This window comes from Gilvibacter sp., assembly GCF_013214815.1.
Taxonomy (GTDB): Bacteria; Bacteroidota; Bacteroidia; order Flavobacteriales; family Flavobacteriaceae; genus Gilvibacter.
In genome coordinates this window covers 1-19,684 of the sequence record NZ_JABSPU010000052.1, presented here as the reverse complement: position 1 = coordinate 19,684, position 19,684 = coordinate 1, and the positions used below count along the sequence as shown (strand labels likewise).

20 protein-coding genes, 1 other RNA gene and 2 pseudogenes are annotated in these 19,684 nt (G+C 42.9%); 11 read left to right on the top strand and 12 right to left on the bottom strand.

Annotated features, from left to right (window positions below; genetic code table 11):
* Window positions 1-1,072 (top strand): polyphosphate kinase 1 (gene ppk1 / locus HRT75_RS10730; RefSeq protein ID WP_291186371.1); only part of this gene is annotated, 1,072 nt, incomplete at its 5' end.
* Window positions 1,069-1,980: an exopolyphosphatase gene (locus HRT75_RS10725; RefSeq protein WP_291186368.1), complete on the top strand. Its 912-nt coding sequence runs from the start codon at window positions 1,069-1,071 to the stop codon at window positions 1,978-1,980. The genes ppk1 and HRT75_RS10725, both read left to right, overlap by 4 nt.
* On the opposite strand, the gene HRT75_RS10720 is transcribed toward HRT75_RS10725, so the two are convergent.
* From HRT75_RS10720 to HRT75_RS10705, 4 genes are read right to left on the bottom strand one after another with little or no spacing between them, the layout of a single operon-like run.
* Window positions 1,977-2,531: a class I SAM-dependent methyltransferase gene (locus HRT75_RS10720; protein WP_291186365.1), complete on the bottom strand. Its 555-nt coding sequence runs from the start codon at window positions 2,529-2,531 to the stop codon at window positions 1,977-1,979. The two genes, HRT75_RS10725 and HRT75_RS10720, sit on opposite strands and share 4 nt — an antisense overlap.
* Window positions 2,532-2,582: 51 nt before the next feature.
* Window positions 2,583-2,729: a hypothetical protein gene (locus HRT75_RS10715; protein WP_291186362.1), complete on the bottom strand. Its 147-nt coding sequence runs from the start codon at window positions 2,727-2,729 to the stop codon at window positions 2,583-2,585.
* Window positions 2,722-3,303, bottom strand: a complete 582-nt coding sequence (locus tag HRT75_RS10710; protein ID WP_291186360.1) for a tRNA-(ms[2]io[6]A)-hydroxylase — start codon at window positions 3,301-3,303, stop codon at window positions 2,722-2,724. The genes HRT75_RS10715 and HRT75_RS10710 overlap by 8 nt, the downstream gene beginning before the upstream one ends.
* Before the next feature lie 5 nt (window positions 3,304-3,308).
* Window positions 3,309-5,072: a DNA polymerase III subunit gamma/tau gene (locus tag HRT75_RS10705; protein WP_291186357.1), complete on the bottom strand. Its 1,764-nt coding sequence runs from the start codon at window positions 5,070-5,072 to the stop codon at window positions 3,309-3,311.
* Between the two features lie 101 nt (window positions 5,073-5,173).
* On the opposite strand from HRT75_RS10705, the gene rnpB reads away from it, so the two are divergent.
* An RNA gene (gene rnpB, locus HRT75_RS10700) (RNase P RNA component class A) lies at window positions 5,174-5,527 on the top strand.
* Between the two features lie 65 nt (window positions 5,528-5,592).
* Here rnpB and HRT75_RS10695 read toward each other — a convergent pair.
* The 3 genes and pseudogenes from HRT75_RS10695 to HRT75_RS10685 all read right to left on the bottom strand — a co-directional run.
* A pseudogene (locus HRT75_RS10695) lies at window positions 5,593-6,060 on the bottom strand (RsmD family RNA methyltransferase); the annotation flags it as partial.
* Window positions 6,051-6,845 carry a DUF3822 family protein gene (locus HRT75_RS10690; RefSeq protein ID WP_291186354.1) on the bottom strand — a complete coding sequence of 265 codons (795 nt, stop codon included), beginning with the start codon at window positions 6,843-6,845 and terminating at the stop codon, window positions 6,051-6,053. The pseudogene HRT75_RS10695 and the gene HRT75_RS10690, both read right to left, overlap by 10 nt.
* Complete coding sequence (locus tag HRT75_RS10685; RefSeq protein ID WP_291186351.1) at window positions 6,820-7,485, bottom strand: hypothetical protein; 666 nt, start codon at window positions 7,483-7,485, stop codon at window positions 6,820-6,822. Before HRT75_RS10685 ends, HRT75_RS10690 begins: the two co-directional genes overlap by 26 nt.
* A gap of 117 nt (window positions 7,486-7,602) precedes the next feature.
* Between HRT75_RS10685 and HRT75_RS10680 the strand changes: the two genes are divergently transcribed.
* From HRT75_RS10680 to HRT75_RS10665, 4 genes and pseudogenes are all read left to right on the top strand, one after another.
* Window positions 7,603-9,030, top strand: a complete 1,428-nt coding sequence (locus HRT75_RS10680; protein ID WP_291186348.1) for an AAA family ATPase — start codon at window positions 7,603-7,605, stop codon at window positions 9,028-9,030.
* Between the two features lie 78 nt (window positions 9,031-9,108).
* A pseudogene (gene kdsB, locus HRT75_RS10675) lies at window positions 9,109-9,819 on the top strand (3-deoxy-manno-octulosonate cytidylyltransferase); the annotation flags it as partial.
* Window positions 9,811-10,923: an iron-containing alcohol dehydrogenase family protein gene (locus HRT75_RS10670; RefSeq protein ID WP_366665056.1), complete on the top strand. Its 1,113-nt coding sequence runs from the start codon at window positions 9,811-9,813 to the stop codon at window positions 10,921-10,923. The pseudogene kdsB and the gene HRT75_RS10670, both read left to right, overlap by 9 nt.
* Before the next feature lies 1 nt (window position 10,924).
* Window positions 10,925-11,470, top strand: coding sequence for a 1-acyl-sn-glycerol-3-phosphate acyltransferase (locus HRT75_RS10665; RefSeq protein WP_291186345.1), 546 nt, complete (start codon window positions 10,925-10,927; stop codon window positions 11,468-11,470).
* 7 nt (window positions 11,471-11,477) lie between these two features.
* Here HRT75_RS10665 and HRT75_RS10660 read toward each other — a convergent pair whose 3' ends face one another.
* Window positions 11,478-12,386 (bottom strand): hypothetical protein, encoded by a 909-nt coding sequence (locus tag HRT75_RS10660; protein WP_291186343.1) that lies wholly within the window; start codon window positions 12,384-12,386, stop codon window positions 11,478-11,480.
* Between the two features lie 88 nt (window positions 12,387-12,474).
* Window positions 12,475-13,191: a YebC/PmpR family DNA-binding transcriptional regulator gene (locus tag HRT75_RS10655; protein ID WP_291186340.1), complete on the bottom strand. Its 717-nt coding sequence runs from the start codon at window positions 13,189-13,191 to the stop codon at window positions 12,475-12,477.
* 181 nt (window positions 13,192-13,372) lie between these two features.
* Between HRT75_RS10655 and HRT75_RS10650 the strand changes: the two genes are divergently transcribed.
* From HRT75_RS10650 to HRT75_RS10635, 4 genes are read left to right on the top strand one after another with little or no spacing between them, the layout of a single operon-like run.
* The gene (locus HRT75_RS10650; protein WP_291186337.1) at window positions 13,373-14,044 is read left to right on the top strand and encodes a M48 family metallopeptidase; all 672 of its coding nucleotides are present in this window, start codon (window positions 13,373-13,375) and stop codon (window positions 14,042-14,044) included.
* Between the two features lie 24 nt (window positions 14,045-14,068).
* Window positions 14,069-16,093 (top strand): hypothetical protein, encoded by a 2,025-nt coding sequence (locus HRT75_RS10645; RefSeq protein ID WP_291186334.1) that lies wholly within the window; start codon window positions 14,069-14,071, stop codon window positions 16,091-16,093.
* A gap of 45 nt (window positions 16,094-16,138) precedes the next feature.
* Window positions 16,139-16,273: a hypothetical protein gene (locus HRT75_RS10640; protein ID WP_291186331.1), complete on the top strand. Its 135-nt coding sequence runs from the start codon at window positions 16,139-16,141 to the stop codon at window positions 16,271-16,273.
* 27 nt (window positions 16,274-16,300) lie between these two features.
* The gene (locus HRT75_RS10635; protein WP_291186328.1) at window positions 16,301-17,200 is read left to right on the top strand and encodes a hypothetical protein; all 900 of its coding nucleotides are present in this window, start codon (window positions 16,301-16,303) and stop codon (window positions 17,198-17,200) included.
* Here HRT75_RS10635 and HRT75_RS10630 read toward each other — a convergent pair.
* Genes HRT75_RS10630 through gcvT form a run of 3 tightly spaced genes read right to left on the bottom strand, consistent with a single transcriptional unit; the run spans window position 17,190 to window position 19,407 of the window.
* On the bottom strand, window positions 17,190-17,468 hold the full coding sequence (locus HRT75_RS10630; RefSeq protein WP_291186325.1) for a 4a-hydroxytetrahydrobiopterin dehydratase: 279 nt from the start codon (window positions 17,466-17,468) through the stop codon (window positions 17,190-17,192). The two genes, HRT75_RS10635 and HRT75_RS10630, sit on opposite strands and share 11 nt — an antisense overlap.
* A 10-nt stretch (window positions 17,469-17,478) precedes the next feature.
* Window positions 17,479-18,324, bottom strand: coding sequence for a sugar nucleotide-binding protein (locus tag HRT75_RS10625; RefSeq protein WP_291186322.1), 846 nt, complete (start codon window positions 18,322-18,324; stop codon window positions 17,479-17,481).
* Complete coding sequence (gene gcvT / locus HRT75_RS10620; RefSeq protein ID WP_291186319.1) at window positions 18,325-19,407, bottom strand: glycine cleavage system aminomethyltransferase GcvT; 1,083 nt, start codon at window positions 19,405-19,407, stop codon at window positions 18,325-18,327. It abuts the gene before it with no gap.
* Between the last annotated feature and the right edge of the window lie 277 nt (window positions 19,408-19,684).

Genomic DNA, 19,684 nt, shown 5'->3' with positions numbered 1-19,684 from the left:
ACTCGATGCCGTTGATAAAAAGGACGCCTTACTCTATGCACCTTATCACGATTTCGCCTATGTGAGTCGCATTCTGAGGGAGGCAGCTCTGGATCCGCGGGTAGAAAAGATCAAGATTACGATCTATCGTTTAGCGGAGATCTCTCACATTGCGGGATCATTGATCAATGCCGCGAAGAACGGTAAAGAAGTTACGGTTCAGATTGAGTTGCAGGCGCGATTTGATGAAGAAGCCACCATCCGATATGCTGAACAAATGCAGCAAGAAGGCGTGCATCTCATCTTTGGAGTTACCGGGCTTAAAGTACATTGTAAGGCCTGTGTAATTGAACGCAGAAACGGAAAGAAGAGCAAGCGCTATGGCTTTATCAGTACCGGAAACTTCAACGAATCAACAGCGAAGATCTATACCGACTACACATTGTTTACGGCCAATCAGAAGATTTTAAAAGAAGTCAATAAGGTCTTTGACTTCTTGGAAGTGAACTATAAGATCAAAAAGTACAATCATCTGATCGTTTCTCCACACTATACGCGTAATGTGCTTTACAACCTTATTGAGGCAGAAATTGAGAATCACAAAAACGGTTTGCCCAGTGGAATCCGAATCAAACTCAACAATATGTCAGATTATCCGATGATCGACAAGCTTTATGAAGCAAGCCAAGCGGGCGTGTCTGTCAAGATCATCGCTCGGGGTATTTGTTGTTTGATTCCAGGGGTTGAAGGACTCAGCGAAAACATTGAAGTGATCAGTATTGTAGATAAGTTCTTAGAGCATCCGCGTGTGTTTATCTTTGAAAATCAAGGCGATGCCAAAGTCTATATCTCATCGGCAGATTTTATGACTCGTAATCTTGACCGTCGTGTTGAAATTGGATGTCCTATTTACGATCCCGAAATTAAACAGGAGATCATGGATACCTTTGCCATTAGCTGGCAGGATAACGTGAAAGCGCGCATTATTAGCGCCGCACAAGACAATGCCTATCGCGAATGTCAAGGGGAACCAGCATTACGCTCACAGTTTGAAATGTATTCGTATTACCAGAAAAAGTTCAATCAGGTATGATCGAAATAAAGAAATACGGTGCCATAGATATTGGATCTAATGCGATTCGTTTGTTGATCGCAACGGTGACCCAATTAGGAGATGGCCCAACAAATTTTAAAAAGACCTCTTTGGTTCGTGTGCCGATCAGATTGGGTGCGGACGTATTTGATCAGGGTAAAATAAGCGCTGGGAATATTGAACGTATGGTAGAGGCTATGAAGGCTTTCAAAATGCTCATGAATGTGCACAATATTGAAGCCTACAGAGCTTGTGCTACCTCGGCCATGCGTGAGGCGGCTAACGGAAACGAGGTAGCTCAGCTTATCAAGCAGGAGGCTGGAATCCATATTCATATTATTGACGGGAAGGAAGAAGCGGCAATTATCGCCTCCACAGATTTGAAAACTCTCATTGATGACGAGCGCAATTTTCTTTATGTCGACGTTGGAGGAGGGAGTACCGAGTTTACTGTCTATGGACAAGGAGAGGTACTGGCGTCTCGTTCATTCAAGTTAGGGACAGTGCGCTTGCTTAACGATCAGGTAGATGAAGCTCTCTGGGATAGCGTAAAGCGATGGATCAAGGCCAATACCTTAGAACTTGAAGATGTCTCTCTAATTGGCTCCGGAGGGAATATCAACAGTATCTACAAGGAATCAGGCATCAAAATTGGACGTCCTTTGACCTATCTCTTTTTGAGTAATCATTACAAGATCTTGCAGAAGTTCACTTATGAAGAGCGCATAGCGCGTTTGGGAATGAATGCGGATCGTGCTGACGTAATTATTCCTGCAACCCGTATTTACCTCTCTGCTATGAAATGGGCAAAGGCAGACTACATCTACGTGCCTAAGATCGGTTTGGCCGATGGAATCATTAAAACCTTGCATCAAGAGAATATGGCTAAGAATATCGAAGTCAATTAAGCTTTGATAGCCATGACCACAGACTGCTTGGTTCGGGTTATGCCTTGGTGATTGAAGGCTTTGATAGTAAAACCGCGGTCGGTGAATTGTTTTAGAAAAAACGATTTTTCATAACGCACTCTGAACAACGCCCCGTGATTTTCACTGATATAATCCGTTGGATTTTCTACCATTTCAGGCACGTCTTCTTCAACAAACCCCGTAATATATAGCAAACCTCCCTTTTTCATCAATCGTGAAAATTCATCCAAGTAGAACTGAATATCCTCAGTGACCATATGAGAAAACACAGAGTTCAAGAAGATCATATCAAAGCTATTGTCTTCAAAAGGTAGTTTCTGTAGTTTTTCAGCCTGTTTGTTATAGCGTTCGTTATAAGTGGGTAAATGCAGAAATTTATAAGCTGGGCCATAAATGCTGATCCATTTTTTACACCAATTGATTGAGAGCTCATGCGTGTCTACGCCCGTGTAGCTGTGAAAGGGCAACTTTAAATACTTGATGCCGTTGGCTATTCGGCCTTGTCCGCAACCAAAATCGAGAAAGCTCAAGGTGTCTTCAAAAGTCTTGTGTTCTTGTATGGCCTGGAGCTGATCTATCGCTTATTGCAAATAGTCCTGATTTTCACTCAATCCTTGATTCTCTCTAAAAGATGGCAGGTTGACACCTTGATACAGCTCGCGTTTGTAATACGGATTACCAAAAAGCTTGTATTTCACCTTTCTGATTAACTTCTGAATATTAGCCATGGATGGTTTCAGATTTACTTAGGTTCTTCATAAGCTCTGCTTCAAAATCCAACAAGTCTTGCCATTTTTTATCTACCGCTTCGCGTTCGCCGTACTGTCTGGCAAACTTCAAGAACATCGTATAGTGGTTGGCTTCTGAGATCATCAGTTTACGGTAAAAATCTGCTAGTTTTTCATCTTCGAGTTCCTCACTGAGTAATCTAAAGCGCTCACAGCTTCTGGCTTCAATCAGCGCAGCATAAAGCAAGCGATGCACCAATTGATCGTTTCTGCTCCCGCCTTTAGGGAAGAATTTCATGAGTTGATTCACGTAGGCATCTTTGCGCTCCCTGCCCAAATGACCTCCGCGCGCCACAATGCGGTCGTGCACCATTTTAAAATGACTCATTTCCTCTTGCGCCAATAAGGTCATTTCTGCTACAAGATCTGTGTACTCCGGATAACCAATGATCAAGGAGATGGCAGTGCTGGCAGCCTTTTGCTCGCAATAGGCATGATCTGTGAGTATCTCATCAATATTCTTTTCTACAATATTAACCCAACGTGGATCTGTTGGCAATTTGAGTCCTAGCATGATTTTTAAATTTCTAGATCAAATTCTTGGCGGAGGGTATCCATCAAGGGATTTATCTCATTGAGTTTATCATATTTCTCGCGCGGGGTATAGGCATAGCGCTTTTGAATTTCTTCATTAACTTGAATGTCTAGTTCAATGTCATAATTCTTGAGTTGCTCCCGCAGATAACCCAGTAATTCATGTGAAGCAGATTCTAATTCAACTTTGATCGTTGCATTAGGGTATTCCAAAAGCAAGCGGTTACCGTCTTTTTTAGGCACTGCCATGCTTAAGTGCGAAACCAGATTATATCGTCCTTTGCGCTCCATCTTGGCCGTAAAAGCCTTCCAATGTTCTTCCAATGCCGCTTGGGTGAATTCCTCCGTTGGTAGAACGGTATCTTCTTTGTCTTTAGCGCTTTGCGCCTGCAACTGCTGCTTTTCCTTGATGGACTTAAGCGATAGGGCAGAGACGCGTCTTCCGCTGTTGGAGTTTAGATTGATCTTAGGCTTCTCAGCAACCGCCGGAGCTGGTTCTTGCGGTGTTGGGTCTGCAATTGCTGGAGCAGTCGCTACGAGTTCTGGGTGAGTCGCCTGAGGTTCAGCAACTTCTTTTGGAGCTTCTTTAACTTTGGGCACTGCTGGCTGAGGCGCATCAATGCGCTCTTCAGGTCTCACTGTTTTGAAATGAGAAGCAGGGATTATGTAGTTAGGAGACTTTTTTTTTTCTCCATCAAAAGTGATAGAGGCCAGTTGCATCAAACAAAGTTCCACCAAAAGTCTTTGGTTTCTGCTGCTTCTAAATTGCAGATCACAAGCGTTGGCCTTTTCTATGGCTTGAATTAAGAATGCCTTGGAGCAGCGTTGGCTTTGATCCAAGTACTTGGCCTTAATTTCCGGTCCAACTTCAAGTAGATCATTGGTTTGTGGTTGTTGACCGACTAAAAGATCTCTAAAGTGAGAAGCTAAACCTGCAATGAAATGGTGTCCGTCAAATCCTTGTGAGAGTATTTGATCGTATTCAAGGAGTAATTCTGGAATATTGTTGTCTAGGACCAGATCCGTCACCTTGAAATAGGTAGTGTAATCCAAAACATTCAAATTCTCAGTAACCGCCTGTCGCGTCAAATTCTTACCAGAAAAACTCACCACACGGTCAAAAATTGATAAGGCATCTCTAAGAGCCCCATCTGCCTTTTGTGCAATGATCTGCAGTCCATCCTCATCGGCTTGAATACCTTCTGAAGCGGCTACATGCCCCAAATGCTCCTTGATATCTTTTACAGTGATTCGTTTAAAATCAAAGATCTGACATCGCGATAGGATGGTAGGGATGATCTTGTGCTTTTCAGTAGTCGCCAAAATGAAGATGGCGTGCTTGGGAGGTTCTTCCAAGGTTTTAAGGAATGCATTAAAGGCTGCCGCAGAGAGCATATGTACCTCGTCAATGATATAAACCTTGAATTTTCCAACCTGAGGTGGAATTCTGACCTGATCAATCAAACTTCTGATGTCGTCTACAGAGTTGTTAGAAGCCGCATCCAATTCAAAAATATTGAAAGCAAAGTCTTCGTCTTCTGAGGTGTTGTCATCCGCATTGATCCTCTTGGCCAAAATACGTGCACAAGTTGTTTTTCCTACGCCTCGCGGCCCAGTAAACAACAAGGCTTGAGCCAAATGATTGTTGGCAATGGCATTTTCCAAAGTATTGGTAATAGCACTTTGCCCAACAACATCCTTGAAGGTGGTGGGTCTGTACTTTCGAGCCGATACAATGAAGTGTTCCATAGAGTAACAAAGATAAAATTACCCCTAAATTATAGGGCCTCGGCGCGCTTGTAATTCTGTTTTTTTATTAACATTATTTGTCAAAAAATGTACTTTTGCAGCCAGCAGACCGCCTTATCGCTGTGAAGTAGAACTTTGTTCACTTCATGGAGGAAAGTCCGGACACCAAAGAGCGGCATAGCGGCTAACGGCCGTCACCCTAAAGTGAACTCGTTCTACTTTGGGGGAGGACAAGTGCAACAGAAAGCAAGTACAGGTAATGCTGTAGTGAAATCAGGTAAACTCTATGCGGTGAAATGCCATGTAAACCTACGTTTGAGCGCTGCTCGTGCGATGTGGGAGGGTAGGCAGTTAGAAGGGTGCAGCAATGTACACTCCAGATAAATGATAAGGACCCTGAAGTGAATTCATTCTACTTCGGGGGACAGAATCCGGCTTATAGGTCTGCTGTTTTTTTTTCAAAGAAGGAGAAGCAACTCCCGCCGTATCTTCTCAGCTCTGAAAAACCATCGAGCGCGTTTAATTCCAAGTGCTTGGGGTGTTCCACAATCAAAACGCCTTCATCATCCAATAAAGACCCGGACAAGACTTCAATGACCAGTCGCTCAAAAGCCTTTTGACCTAAATCATAAGGTGGATCTGCAAAGATGAGATCATAGGTCTCTGTGTGCTTGGCAATAAATCCAAAAACATCGCTTTTAATTGCTCGAATAGGAAATTCCAATTCCTGAGCAGTGGTCGTGATGAATTTACAGCATCCGTAATGTTGGTCTACAGCAGTTATATCTTCAGAGCCTCGGGAGGCAAACTCATAGGAGATGTTTCCGGTACCTGCAAAGAGGTCTAAAACCTTGGTTTCATAGATATTAATTCTGTTTCCCAAGATGTTGAAAAGTGATTCTTTCGCAAAGTCTGTTGTGGGTCTTACAGGCAGGTTTTTCGGCGCTCTCAGGCGTTTTCCTTTATGTGAACCAGAGATTATTCGCATGCAGCAGCCACATTTTTGAGTAAGAATGCCTCTTGAGAACCTTCTAAGATGCTAATGTCTTTTACGTAGCGATAACCTAAGGCAAAATAATCATCATCTTCACTGATATTCCCGCTTAAAACCAAAGGAATCTCTTTAGGATCTAAGCCTAATTGTTCCATCGTAAATAACAAATAATAAGCAAAGTCTTCAGCTGCGCTTATTTCAAAGGCGTTTATCAGTGACACTTTATTTCCTGTGGTCACCGCAATCATAAGACTGTTGTCTTCCAAATGCGCAGCGACCTGTGTGCTCTTTGCTGTGGTCTTGGATTCTAGTGCTGCTAAATAGACGGTAGCGCTGTGCAGAAAGGTGAAGTCTCCATAGCGATCAAAAAAGAAGTTGTTGATATTGGTGTATGGCACGTAGACATTGACCATGCCTCTAGACTTTGAAATATCGTAATCCAAATAGTCTTGAGCGAGGATCTTAGCGTTGAACTTTAAGTAATCTGCCAGGTTCTCCGGAGCAAATAGGGCTTCAGGAACGAAGGTAAAAGTAGGGTGGTGGTAAACCACTACAACTTCTTGAGTTTTATTGCTGAATCGCTCTTGAGAGAGTATTTGTTGAAGTTCAATAAGTACATCACCGGGATGCAATCCAGAAGGCAATTCATGACGGTATACCCAAGAATCGCCACTTGGATATTCCAATAAAAAAGAAAGTCCGGTCAAACTAATTTGAACGGACAGTCTTTTTATGTTTTCGGTCGGAACCTCTTTAGTTCTTTCTTGCGGGTGTGTCATAGTTCTTAGGCCAGTTACCGTTGGTGTTTACCTCGGTCATGGATCCTACGATAATGTGAGAACCGTTAATGTCTTCTACAGATACAATCTGATTTTCTTGAGCCAATAGGTCTGGATCTTGATCTGATAAAACTACATTCTTAGCAACTTTTGCTTCAAACACAGGCAATTTAAGATCTCCAGATTCTATCATTCCAGCGTCCATATCGAATTTTGCAGTAACGCCTTCGATAGGAACGTTCATCATGGTCTTGTAGCGGTCAGAATCTCTGAATAAAGAATCTCTTACACTATTATAACCAATGGTATCGATCAAAGTTTCTTCGATGTAGTAACCTTCATCGATCCCGAAAGCTCTGTTTTTCTCAACATCGTCGTAAATAGTATCTCTACGTTGGGTGATGGCGAATTCTGCAGTGTCTACAAAAGCAACTAAAGCGTTGAAGTCCTTCGCAAATACACCAGTAACTTCTTGGTGAGCTAACTGAGCAGAACGGATGTCTTTTAGATTGTCAATTACTTTAGCGTAGCGCTTCTCTTTGACTTGGTTGAATTGAATTGGTCCATAAATGGATTGAAACAACAAATACCCTAACAAACCAATGATTGCCCAAAGTACTAATTGAATTACTATTTTCATTCTTGAAGAGAGTTTTTTTGTTAAAACTAGGTCTAACGCAAATCTACAATTTTTTTTGTTTCACGAAAGTAATATCCTATAAAATTCGCGTAGTTTTAAGCCAAAGAAATCATCCGGATGCAACCTCAGGAATTTTACGAAATTCTCCGCGAAACCTTCCCACACGAACCGACGCTAAAACAGCAGAAAGCCTTGCAGTTACTCGCTTTGTATTGCTGTAATTCTGCGCCAGATGAACTCTTTTTACTGAAGGGTTATGCCGGTACCGGAAAGACTTCCATCATGGCTACTCTGGTAAGTCAGTTATGGAAGCTTAAAAAGTCAGCTTATCTCTTGGCGCCGACTGGACGTGCGGCAAAAGTATTGGGTAACTATGCTGGCAGACAGGCACATACCATCCACAGGAAAATATATACCCCAAGAAAGAAGAAGGGTGGAGGCATCACTTTTATCAAACGACCCAATAAGCATCGCAATACCATTTTCATAGTGGATGAGGCTTCCATGATTCCAGACATGCAACTCAACGCTACTTCTAATGAGCGCTCTTCACTTTTGGAGGATTTGGTTCAATATGTCTACAGCGGACACGGTTGTAGATTGATCCTGATTGGTGATACCGCACAGCTTCCTCCAGTGAAATTGGATATCAGTCCTGCCTTAGATGAAGACCTGATGGCGCGTTTTTTTGATAAAAAGGTAACGGTCTTGGAGCTCAGCGAAGTGGTTCGTCAACAAATGGACAGTGGTATTCTATACAATGCCACAGCGCTTCGCGATCGTTTGTCTCATGAGTATTATGACGATTATCGCTTCCGATTGACCGATTTCAATGACATGACCCGCCCTTTGGATGGACAAGAAGTTATGGATGCCTTAAATGACGCTTACAGCGATCAAGGAACAGAAGGGGCTATCGTGATTGTCCGCTCCAATAAGCGTGCGAACTTGTTCAATCAGCAGATTCGTCAGCGTATCCTATTTAAAGAAGGCGAGTTGGAGGCAGGAGATTTCTTGATGGTGGTGAAGAACAACTATTTTTGGCTCAAACCAGATAGTGAAGCTGGTTTTGTTGCCAATGGCGATATCATCGAGGTTTTAGAGATCCATGCGATCAATGAACTCTATGGCTTTCGCTTTGCCACAGTTACCGTACGCATGGTAGATTATCCAGATATGAAGCCCTTTGAGACGGTTTTGATCTTAGATACCTTGATGGCAGAGACTCCCTCCTTACCTTATGAGGATTCAAACAGACTTTATGAAGCTGTTCGTGAAGACTATGAAGACGAGGTATCTCACTATAAGAAGTTTTTGGCTGTAAAGAATAACAAATACTTCAATGCTATGCAGGTTAAGTTCGCCTATGCCATCACTTGCCATAAATCACAAGGAGGGCAATGGCCAACAGTTTTTATAGAACAACCCTATCTTCCTGAAGGCCCAAACAAAGGCTATTTCCGGTGGTTATACACAGCTTTAACACGTGCTAGCGATAAGGTCTTTCTGCTTGGTTTTTCCAGTGCTTTCTTTGAAGAGGACTAAGCCCCTCGATCTTATAAATTGTTGTACTTTTGATCCACTAAAAACAAGACTTTGAATACACCTTTGCGCATTATTGCTATGATCCCCGCACGATACGGAGCCTCTCGTTTCCCAGGCAAACTCATGCAAGATCTGGGAGGGAAAACCGTGATTCTTCGCACCTATGAGGCTGCGGTAGATACTGGATTGTTTCAAGACGTGTTTGTGGTTACTGATAGTGATGTGATCTTCGAGGAGATCACCAATCACGGAGGTAAGGCTATTATGAGCCAAAAAGAACACGAATGTGGGAGTGACCGCATTGCAGAGGCAGTAGCCGATATGGATGTTGATATTGTGGTCAATGTTCAAGGAGATGAGCCCTTTACAACCAAAGACGGTCTTAAGAAGGTATTGGATGTCTTTTATCAAGAGGATGCAGACAAGATCGATCTGGCCTCATTAATGACTGAGATTCAAGATTGGAAAGAGATCAGCGACCCGAACTGTGTTAAGGTAATTGTAGACAAGGACAATTTTGCGCTTTACTTTTCGCGTTCACCGATCCCTTATCCTCGTGATAAGAACACTGCGGTTAAATACTTCAAGCACAAAGGGATATACGCTTTTAGAAAGCAGGCAATTATGGATTTCTATCGATTGCCCATGCGCAAATTAGAAGCGGCGGAGAAGATCGAATGCATTCGATACTTGGAATACGGTCATAACATAAAGATGGCAGTTACCAAGGATCAAGGAGTAGAAATTGACACTCCAGAAGATCTGGCTCGTGCAAAACGCATGATCGAAAAAGTAGAACAACCAACTGTAAATGATGGTTACAGAAATTTCCCAATGGTACCTAAGGTGGTCTTTGGAAAGGGAAGTTTTGATCAGTTGGAACAAATTCTAGCTGCTGAGCGCAAGGACCGAGCTCCTTTTGTATTTATTGTGGACGATATTTTTGAAAATCAACCGAGCTTGGTAGATCGAATCACTTTAAAATTCAATGATAAGCTCATTTTTGCATCGACCATAGAAGAACCAAAGACGACTCAAGTGGATGAGATCGTCAAAAAGATTAGAACAGAATACAAGGAACTGCCTTCTGGAATTATAGGAATTGGTGGGGGATCGATTTTAGATCTTGCTAAAGCTGTGTCTATAATGTTAACCAATTCTGGAAGTGCTTCTGAATATCAGGGTTGGGACCTCGTCAAGAAAAAGGCCGTTTATCACGTAGGTATCCCTACTATTTCTGGAACTGGAGCGGAAGTTTCAAGAACCTGTGTGTTGACAGGACCCGAAAAGAAATTGGGAATCAACAGTGATTATACACCATTTGATCAGGTGATCTTAGATCCTGATCTCTGCATGGGTGTCCCAAAAAATCAATGGTTTTACACCGGTATGGACTGCTTTATTCACTGTGTTGAATCCTTGCAAGGCACCTTTTTAAATGCCTTCAGCCAGAGCTATGGTGAAAAAGCCTATGATCTCTGTGTAGAGATATTTTTAAGTGATGACTTAACTGCGGAAGAGGCCCGGGCAAAACTCATGATGGCTTCTTGGCACGGTGGGATGAGTATTGCTTACTCTCAGGTTGGTGTTGCTCATGCTTTGAGTTATGGTTTAGGCTATGTCTTAGGCACCAAACACGGAATTGGAAATTGTATTGTTTTTAATCATTTAGAAGAATTCTATCCGGACGGTGTAAAACTCTTTAAACAGATGATGGAGAAACACGATATCGATTTGCCGGTGGGTATTTGTTCTCAGCTTACCGATGCGCAAATGGAGACTATGATCGATACTGCTCTTGGTCTGGAGCCGCTTTGGGAAAACGCCCTTGGAAATAACTGGCGCGATATTGCCACTCGCGAAAAGCTTCGTGAATTATATCTAAAAATGTAAGATGGGACTCACCAAATTCATTTTTCATAAGATCATGGGGTGGAAGATCAATGGCAGCTTTGATCCTCAGGTAAAGAAATCCGTAGTGATCGTAGTGCCACATACGCATTGGCATGATTTCACTATAGGTTCTTATACACGTCGTATTTTAAAGACCAAGATCCATTGGGTAGGGAAACAAGAACTTTTTAAATGGCCCTTAGGAGCTTATTTTCGTTGGATGGGCGGTTATCCGTTGGATCGTACTTCCGGTCAGAACAAAGTAGAAGCTATTGCAGCTATCTTTAAGAAGCACGATGAATTCCGCATGGCACTCGCACCAGAAGGCACACGTAAGAAAGTAGATCAATGGAAAACAGGTTTTTATTATATCGCACAAGCTGCCGATGTGCCTGTAATTGCTGTAGCTTTTGACTATGGAACTAAAACCGTAACGATACACCCACCTTATACACTTAGCGGTGATATTGATAAAGATATGACTGCCTTAATGGCCAAATATAAAGGCGTCGTCGGGAAGAAGCCCGAATACACACAAGATTTCTAAAAATATTTTAATGGATGCGTAAAGCGTCTACAAACAGACGTCCTGTGCGGAAATTCCATATCCACATTCCAGAAGCAGCGCCTGGTTCGCAACGAGAAGTGGAGTAGGTGCCTCGGTTGTTTTGAAAACTGTAGGATAGACTCCAATCACATCGCTGTCCGTTGAAGATAGAAACTTGCTCTTTCCCTTCAAGTAAAGCAATATCGCCAGAGACTTGCGCTAGATAAGGACCGCGAACATCAAATCCAAAGCAGCCTTCAAAATCTTCAGTTATATCACCTTCTAGGTCTACCATTACCTGATCTCCACGCGAAACCACAACTTCACTCAATCTAATGGCTCCAGGAAAATTAAACTCTCGAACGCCAAAGGATATTAAATCCCAATTTCCTCTGAAGTCTTCATCGGCAGGATCGTCATAATGTCCTAGGGCAATAGAGATTCTTCTTGAACTGCGCTCTTTGTAAGCTTTGATGTAACTTGCCTTTTGATTAAAAATTACATCTGTGGCCTTTGGAGCCTCAATGTCTGCAACGTTGAAAGAAAATGATCCTTGGTTATTTCTAAACTTAAACGTGGTCAGGGTTTCGCTTTCTGCAGTAAAGGCAATCTTTTCTCCATTGATAAAGTGAATGGCGGCAGCCATTTCACCGTCGTTACCAAGGTTAATCACAATTTCTCCGTGGTTGGTTCCATCAAAAGCAGAAAATACTCCGCGATACAAACCTTGGGTACTGTTATCCAAGCTAGCTCGAGGGTCTTGAAGGTCGATGTCATCAAAGATTTCTTCATCCGTTGGATCAACGCTGATGGTAGAATCGCCAGTAGGATTAACACCGCGTTCTTCCAAGAAGGAATCCTTCTGGCAAGACCAAATGACACTGCTTAACAAAAAGCAAATCAGGAAATTACGCATGAACTTGTGTTTAACCTACTCAGCTAAGTTAAGGAATTGAATTCGTACAAACAAAATCAAAGAATTCTCTTACGACTCGCAGCAGTTGTTATTCGAGTTCATTCATATTGTGGTAGACGTTTTGTACGTCATCATCTTCCTCGATTTTTTCGAGCAATTTCTCCACATCTGCTTTTTGATCTTCCCCCAGCGTCTTGGTTACTTGAGGTATGCGTTCAAAGCCAGAAGCAATTATCTCTATTTCTTGTGATTCCAATGCGAATTGGATCGCTCCGAAGCTCTCAAAGGGCGCGTAGATCATTACCCCGTCTTCATCTTCAAAGACTTCTTCAACTCCGTGATCAATAAGTTCTAACTCCAATTCTTCCAGATCCATGCCTGTTCCGTTGATGCGGAAATTGCAGGTATGATCAAACATAAAGACCACAGATCCTGAAGTTCCAAGACTTCCATCACACTTATTGAAATAGGATCGGATATTGGCTACTGTTCTCGTGTTATTGTCTGTAGCAGTTTCTACCAAAATAGCAATACCGTGTGGGGCATAGCCTTCAAAGAGTACTTCTTTATAGTCGCCTTGAGACTTATCTGAGGCGCGTTTAATGGCGCGTTCAATATTATCCTTAGGCATATTGACAGCCTTGGCATTCTGAATTACTGCGCGCAGTTTTGAATTGGCATCGGGATCTGGACCACCTTCCTTAACGGCCATTACGATATCCTTTCCAATTCGTGTAAAGGCTTTGGACATTGCAGCCCAGCGCTTCATTTTACGTGCTTTTCTAAATTCAAATGCTCTTCCCATAGATAAAAATTGATTCGATCCACAAATTTAACAAAATGCAGATGTTGTTCCCTAGAATATTGGAAAACTTCCAAAGGCTTTAAAAACACTAGGGAAAATTCCTGGTTTTTCTTTTTGTTGATAAGTTACTTCGGAGTTTTTAAAGGCTTGTTTTATATTGAAGTGCTAACAATTAAAATTCATGGACAGTTTTTACTCTCAAGGCCCAAAGAATGTTCCGGAGGGCTATACCAATCCAACGCAATTATTTAAAAAACATGTGATCCTTTCCATTTTAGGCTTATTGTTTTTTATTGGATTGTATTTTGTTTTGACTTTTTGGTTTGGACGTTTGGCCTATTATTCCTTTATGAATGGGGATGATCTTTGGTCCTATGTTTTGGCTGGAGGTTATGCGTTCATTTGTCTGTTTTTGATCAAGTCGCTGTTCTTTCTGAACAAGAAGGTTGAAAACCCTATGCAGCGCTTTGTCACCCAAGAGGAGGAGCCTATCCTGTTTGATTATATCTACAAACTTGCCGATGAGGCCAAAGCCCCAAGACCTCATAAAGTATTCTTGACCCACAGAGTAAACGCCAGCGTTTCTTACGACCTCTCTTTCATTAACTTGATCATCCCTTCTAAGAAGAATCTAGAAATTGGTTTAGGGCTAACTAATGTTTTGAGTTTGGGAGAGTTCAAAGCCGTATTGGCCCATGAATTTGGACATTTTGCCCAGCGCTCCATGCTTTTAGGACGTTATGTTTATGTGGCACAGCAAATCGCGGCGCGAATTGTGGGTAAGCGTGATGCCTTTGATAAGTTCTTAGGAATGATCTCATCCATAGACATTCGCGTAGCTTGGATCGGGTAGATCCTTTCCATATTGGTCTGGGCGGTGCGTTCGTTGATAGAGACCTGCTTCAGCGCAGTGGTTATTGCGGAGCGTGCCTTGTCTCGGGAAATGGAATTTCAAGCAGATCTGGTTGCGGTTTCCCTTACAGGGAGTGATGCTCTGATCCACGCCTTGCACCGCTTACAAGTAGCTGATGAAGCATTCAACAGCGCCATGAGTTTTGTCAATGTGCAGTTGGCGCAGTCCAAGACCATGAACAATATGTATACGGTGCAAAGCCAGTACATTAAAAATATGAAGCAAGTTCTGGATGACCCGCTTTTCGGAGAATCTCCAGCAATGGATACCCTAGATCCGGCAAACCACCGCGTGTTTAGCTCTCGCGCCTACAATCCGCCACAAATGTGGTATACGCACCCTGTGGATAAAGATCGTAAAGACAACGCCAAGCGGTCGTATTTGGCCTCAGACATTGACAATAGAAAGGCTGAAGTTCTTTTTAGCAATGCGGCGGCTTTGGAAGAAGAGATGACCAAACGTCTCATTGCAACCTCAAATGCCAAAGACCTAGAAATGCCCACAGAAGCAGAGACTTTAGAGGCTTATCAAAAAGAGTACTTTGACTGGACGTTCTTGGACCCTAAATACGCCTGCAATTTCATGAATCGATACGCTTTTCTCAATTTCGATTCTGTAGATGAAATTTACGAAGCTGAGGGAGCTGCCCTTGATCTTGAGCGCATCAAAAGCCAGTTGTACTCAGATACCTTGAAGCAACAACTGGATCAATATCAAGAGCTACAAGAAGAAATTCAAGCACTTGAAATCTCTAAACACCAAGTCATCACTATTGAAAAAAGAGCGATTTGGCACCGCGGAGAACAGATCAAGCGCAAGGATATAGATGATGTTTTAAAGAGTGTTCATCAAGAGAAAGAGGCCATTATTGACTCCCTGCGGACTCACGATAAGAACTGCAGACGCTATGCGTATCAGATGGCCCAACAATTAGGCGGCAATTGGGATCAGAATTTGAAATCCTTAGCTCATTTGATCCATTATGCAGAGCACGCTGTCGCAGATCTAAACGATGCCGAGCGGAAATTCAACAATACCGTAAGCGTTGCTATAGCGGACGGGCGTGTCTCTAGTGAGGAATTTTCTCAAATTCATATAGCTGCCAACGATTATTATAAATGTTTTAAAGCGGCTTATCACGACAGCACCAAAATTGAGTTAGAGCCTGCCATTATTCAAGCCATGAAGGCTGACAGTTATGAGGTGCTTTATGAAGAGTTTAAATTGGGCTTTCCCGATCGTGAAAACATGGCTCGTTGGATCAACGCTGCCGCTGGTTGGGCTGCAGGGGCTCGTCAAAACTTGCAGCTCTTGCGCAATATGGCCTTGGAGCGTTTGTTGGATGTAGAAGATATGATCGCGGATGCTTATTGGAATAAAAAGAGTTTGCCAACGGCGTCGTTAGCCAATAAAATGATACCTGAGTACAAGGTACTACTAACCCCAGGGAAAGAGCGTAAGATTCAGCGCAAACTTAAGTTGTGGGATCGTTTTATGTTGGGCGAAGGACTTTTTGGAGCTGCATCAAAATTTGCAGCCTCTGTGGTTTTGATTGGAGGGGCTTTGTTTTTAGGGAGTTCCACTACAGGGACAGATCTTCTAGTATGCAATGGTTTGGGTATTCCTGTTACTGTAACCACAACAGGTCAGGAAATAACTATTGGCGCACACACTTATGAATCTTTGGATGTAAGTTATAATACGGATTATCAGTTGATCACAACAGACCCGCGGGGCAACCAAATAGAGACTTATACCGCTCAAATTGGAGCGCCCGGTCGCGGCTACGTTTATAATGTGGCAGGAGCTGCCTTGTTTGTGAAATACGCTGTGTTTTACGGTTATGATGGGGACGCTGCGCCCGATTATCTGGGCAGTCCACGTTTGATAGACACCAAAGTGGATTATCTATTACAGGAGCCACCAAACTCTATTGAACTTTCCAGTAGTAGCAGCAGAGGAGCGCGTAAATCGGCATTGACCGCTTAAAGCGACATAGACGCTTATGATCTGGTAAACCAAATTGAAGATTCGTTGCAATTGAAGGATTTGATCTTTGCCCATGCACAGTGGGAGAATCCGGCAGATGCGCAATTGGTGAACTGGCTCAATATGAGTACGCGCTATGAGGATGCCGACACTATGTTGTATGCTCGTATGGATAATTAGGGTGAGGATGTGCCAACACTTCGCGCCATGATGATTCAATCTGATGAAACCGAGCAAATTGCTTTCTGTGAAGAGATCAGTCGCAAGTTTGAGAAAGATCCTCAAAACCCTGATTATCTGTATATGAATATCCGCTGCATGGAAGATGAGGCTGTCAAAAATGTGCAGTATACCGCTGCATATACCGCAGTTCCAGATCATCCTTGGTTGGGATATGCTTCGGGTTATGTTTACGGTCAAAATGAGCGCTGGGAAGAAGCCTTAATGGCCTTTGAAACCGCTGCAGCGGAAGATGCCTTGGCGACTTTGATCGCAGAGGATGCCACCCGCATTTTGCGTTTGTTGGATTTGCGCTCCAGTTTTAACACCTATGAATTTAGAACGTACAGCAGTTCCGACCTTGAATTTTATGGCGGACTAGAAAGTGGCGATGTAGACGGTGAGCGAGCTAATCCTAACTATGCTTATCACTTGATTCATATTGGAGACCTTGAAGGTGCTTTCGCTATGGCTAATCCGCTTTTCAAACCTTATTTGCTCAGACAAATCGCTGCTTCAGATGGGGCTACTCCGGCAATGATCTCAGAAGCTATGGCCGTTGATTCAGAAATTGGACTCAATGGTGATACTGTTTGGAGTGCCATTGGACTCGCTATTAACAATGGAGATGCCTATCAGGAGTTTTTGCCTTATGTAGAACAAGTTGGAGTGGATCCCGCAGACCTAGAGCTCTTTATTGATGCCCTTAAGGCAGAGGATATGGCGGCAATGGAAGCCAATATCAAGCTAAGGGAGATCTATCAAAAGGGATACTTCTACTCACTAGCTTGTATGGTTTTGAAAGATAAGACGCCCTTGGCTTGGAGAAAACGTGCCAATGCACTGCTATTCCCATCGGAACGTCAATATATCAGCACTACGCCTTAAGCGCGTTGATTGTTTGCGCCAGTTGAATGTCGTAATCGGTGATTCCACCGGCATCGTGAGTTTGTAGCGAGATGTTGATTCGGTTGTAGACATTGTCCCAATTGGGGTGGTGATTGAGCGCTTCTGCCTCAAAGGCAATACGAGTCATCAGGCTAAAAGCGGCCTTGAAATCTGCACATACGATCTCCGTTTTGATAAATCCGTCTTCAAAACGCCAATCGGGTAATTCTTGAAGTGCCTGTTGAATTTGATCGTCTGATAGTTTCATCGCGTTTGTTTTAGTGTTTCTTAGTACTGAAGATACTGATTTGTTCATTCAATACGACTTGATTGACCAAGTTTGCAACTGAGTTTCTGTACTCGGCGGGTAATAAGTTGTATTTGGGTAGCAAGGCATAGTACTCATCATCATTGGAGCTGTAATTGTAAGCAAAGATCATTTCTGTCAAGCCTAGTTTTTGGGATAGCTCTAAAAACAGATCGCTGTGATGAATTAGATCTGTACTACTCAAATGAAAGATACCCGATAGTTTTCTGTTGATGATATAATGCAGCTGCCGGGCAACCTCTTGTTCGGTATTGACGCTGATGATCTGGTTGGGATTCACCTCAAAATGCGCCTTGTGCTGGTGGGCCGCTCTGAGTTGTTTGATCAAGGGCGCATTGGTTCCCAATACCAAAGGCAATCTCAGAATACTGTAAAGGGGAGCCGGTAGATCGCCACAAATACGTTCCATTTGCGTCAGGTGTTTGCCGTATGCCGATTGCGGTAAAGGTTTGTCGTTCTCATAGCTCGCATGCGAGTTTACCGCATCAAATACAGCAACACTAGAGAAGAAGATCAGTCGGGCCTTTTCAGCACGACAATACTCAACGATCACTTTTAAGGCTTGTTGTTGTTCTGGATAGGGTCCATCTAAGGCATAGATGATCTCCGTAGGAAGCAATTCCCGTAAAAGGGCTGCAATAGAATCACTCTCAAGATCAAACCGATGCATGACTTGATTGTTCTCATACTGATCTGCTGAAAAATAAGTGCCGTGTAAGTCGAGATAGGGGGTGAGTTCTTTATACGAGATCCGCCCTAAATAACCGCTGGCTCCTAGAATCAGTATTCTTCGCACTTATCCTTTATAAAACGGGAGTTTAACCACCGTCGCGGGAACGGCGTTCTTTCTGATCTGGATGTTGATTTTGCTTCCTGGGTCAGCCATAACAGCCGGCACATAACCCATTCCTAATCCTTTTTTCAAAGAAGGGGACATGGTTCCGCTGGTGACTTCACCAATCTTGTTTCCATTGCCATCAACAATATCGTAGCCTTGACGTGGAATTCCGCGATCATCCAATTCAAAACCTACCAATTTGCGCTCTGGTGTGCGCTCTTTTTGATCTTTTAGGGCTTCGCTGTTGATGAAATCTTTGGTGAACTTAGTGATCCAACCGAGTCCTGCCTCAATAGGTGAGGTGGTATCATCAATATCGTTTCCGTAAAGGCAATAGCCCATTTCCAAACGCAAGGTATCGCGAGCCGCAAGTCCTACAGGCTTTATACCAAAATCTGCTCCGGCTTCTAAAACTCTATCCCAAACTTGTTTGACTTCACTGTTCTTGCAGTAGATCTCAAAACCACCACTCCCAGTATAACCTGTAGCAGAGATAATGGTGTGCTCAATTCCAGCAAAATCTCCAACTACAAAATTGTAGAATTTGATCGCGCTTAAATCCACACTGCTCAAAGACTGCATGGCTTCAACGGCTTTTGGACCTTGAATTGCAAGCAGGGAATAATCTTCACTGATATCGCGCAATTGCGCTCCCATGCTGTTGTGCTTGTTGATCCAATCCCAATCCTTTTGAATATTAGAGGCATTGACTACCAATAGGTATTCTTCCTCTTTTACTCGATAAACGATGAGATCATCCACAATACCGCCTGTTTCGTTCGGGAAACAACTGTACTGTGCTTTACCTACGGTAAGTTTGGAGGCATCGTTTGAGCATACTTTTTGGATCAGATCCAAAGCATTTGGCCCGCTAACCAAAAACTCACCCATATGTGAAACGTCAAAAACGCCCACGGCGTTACGAACAGTTTCATGTTCAATGTTTACGCCCTCATAGGATACAGGCATATTGTAACCGGCAAAAGGAACCATTTTTGCTCCTAAGGCCATATGAGTTTCAGATAGTGCGGTATTTTTCAAAACGATATCGGTTTTAGTAAGTTCAGATTGATTATGGCTTCTGCTTTAAAACTCAAAACGAAGCTGAGCAAATTTAAGTATTATTCCCCCAGTTTTAGAGGCAATAGGAGTAGAATTTATTAAAAATAAATCCATCAGCAGTCTGCTAGAAAGCCCTACCTTTAAGGCTACAATACAAATACCCAGACACCGCATGAATATTTTCTCCGCAGAACAATTCTACCAAGCAGATGCCATCACCATTCAAAAGCAAGAACTCGGCCCGACCGACCTTATG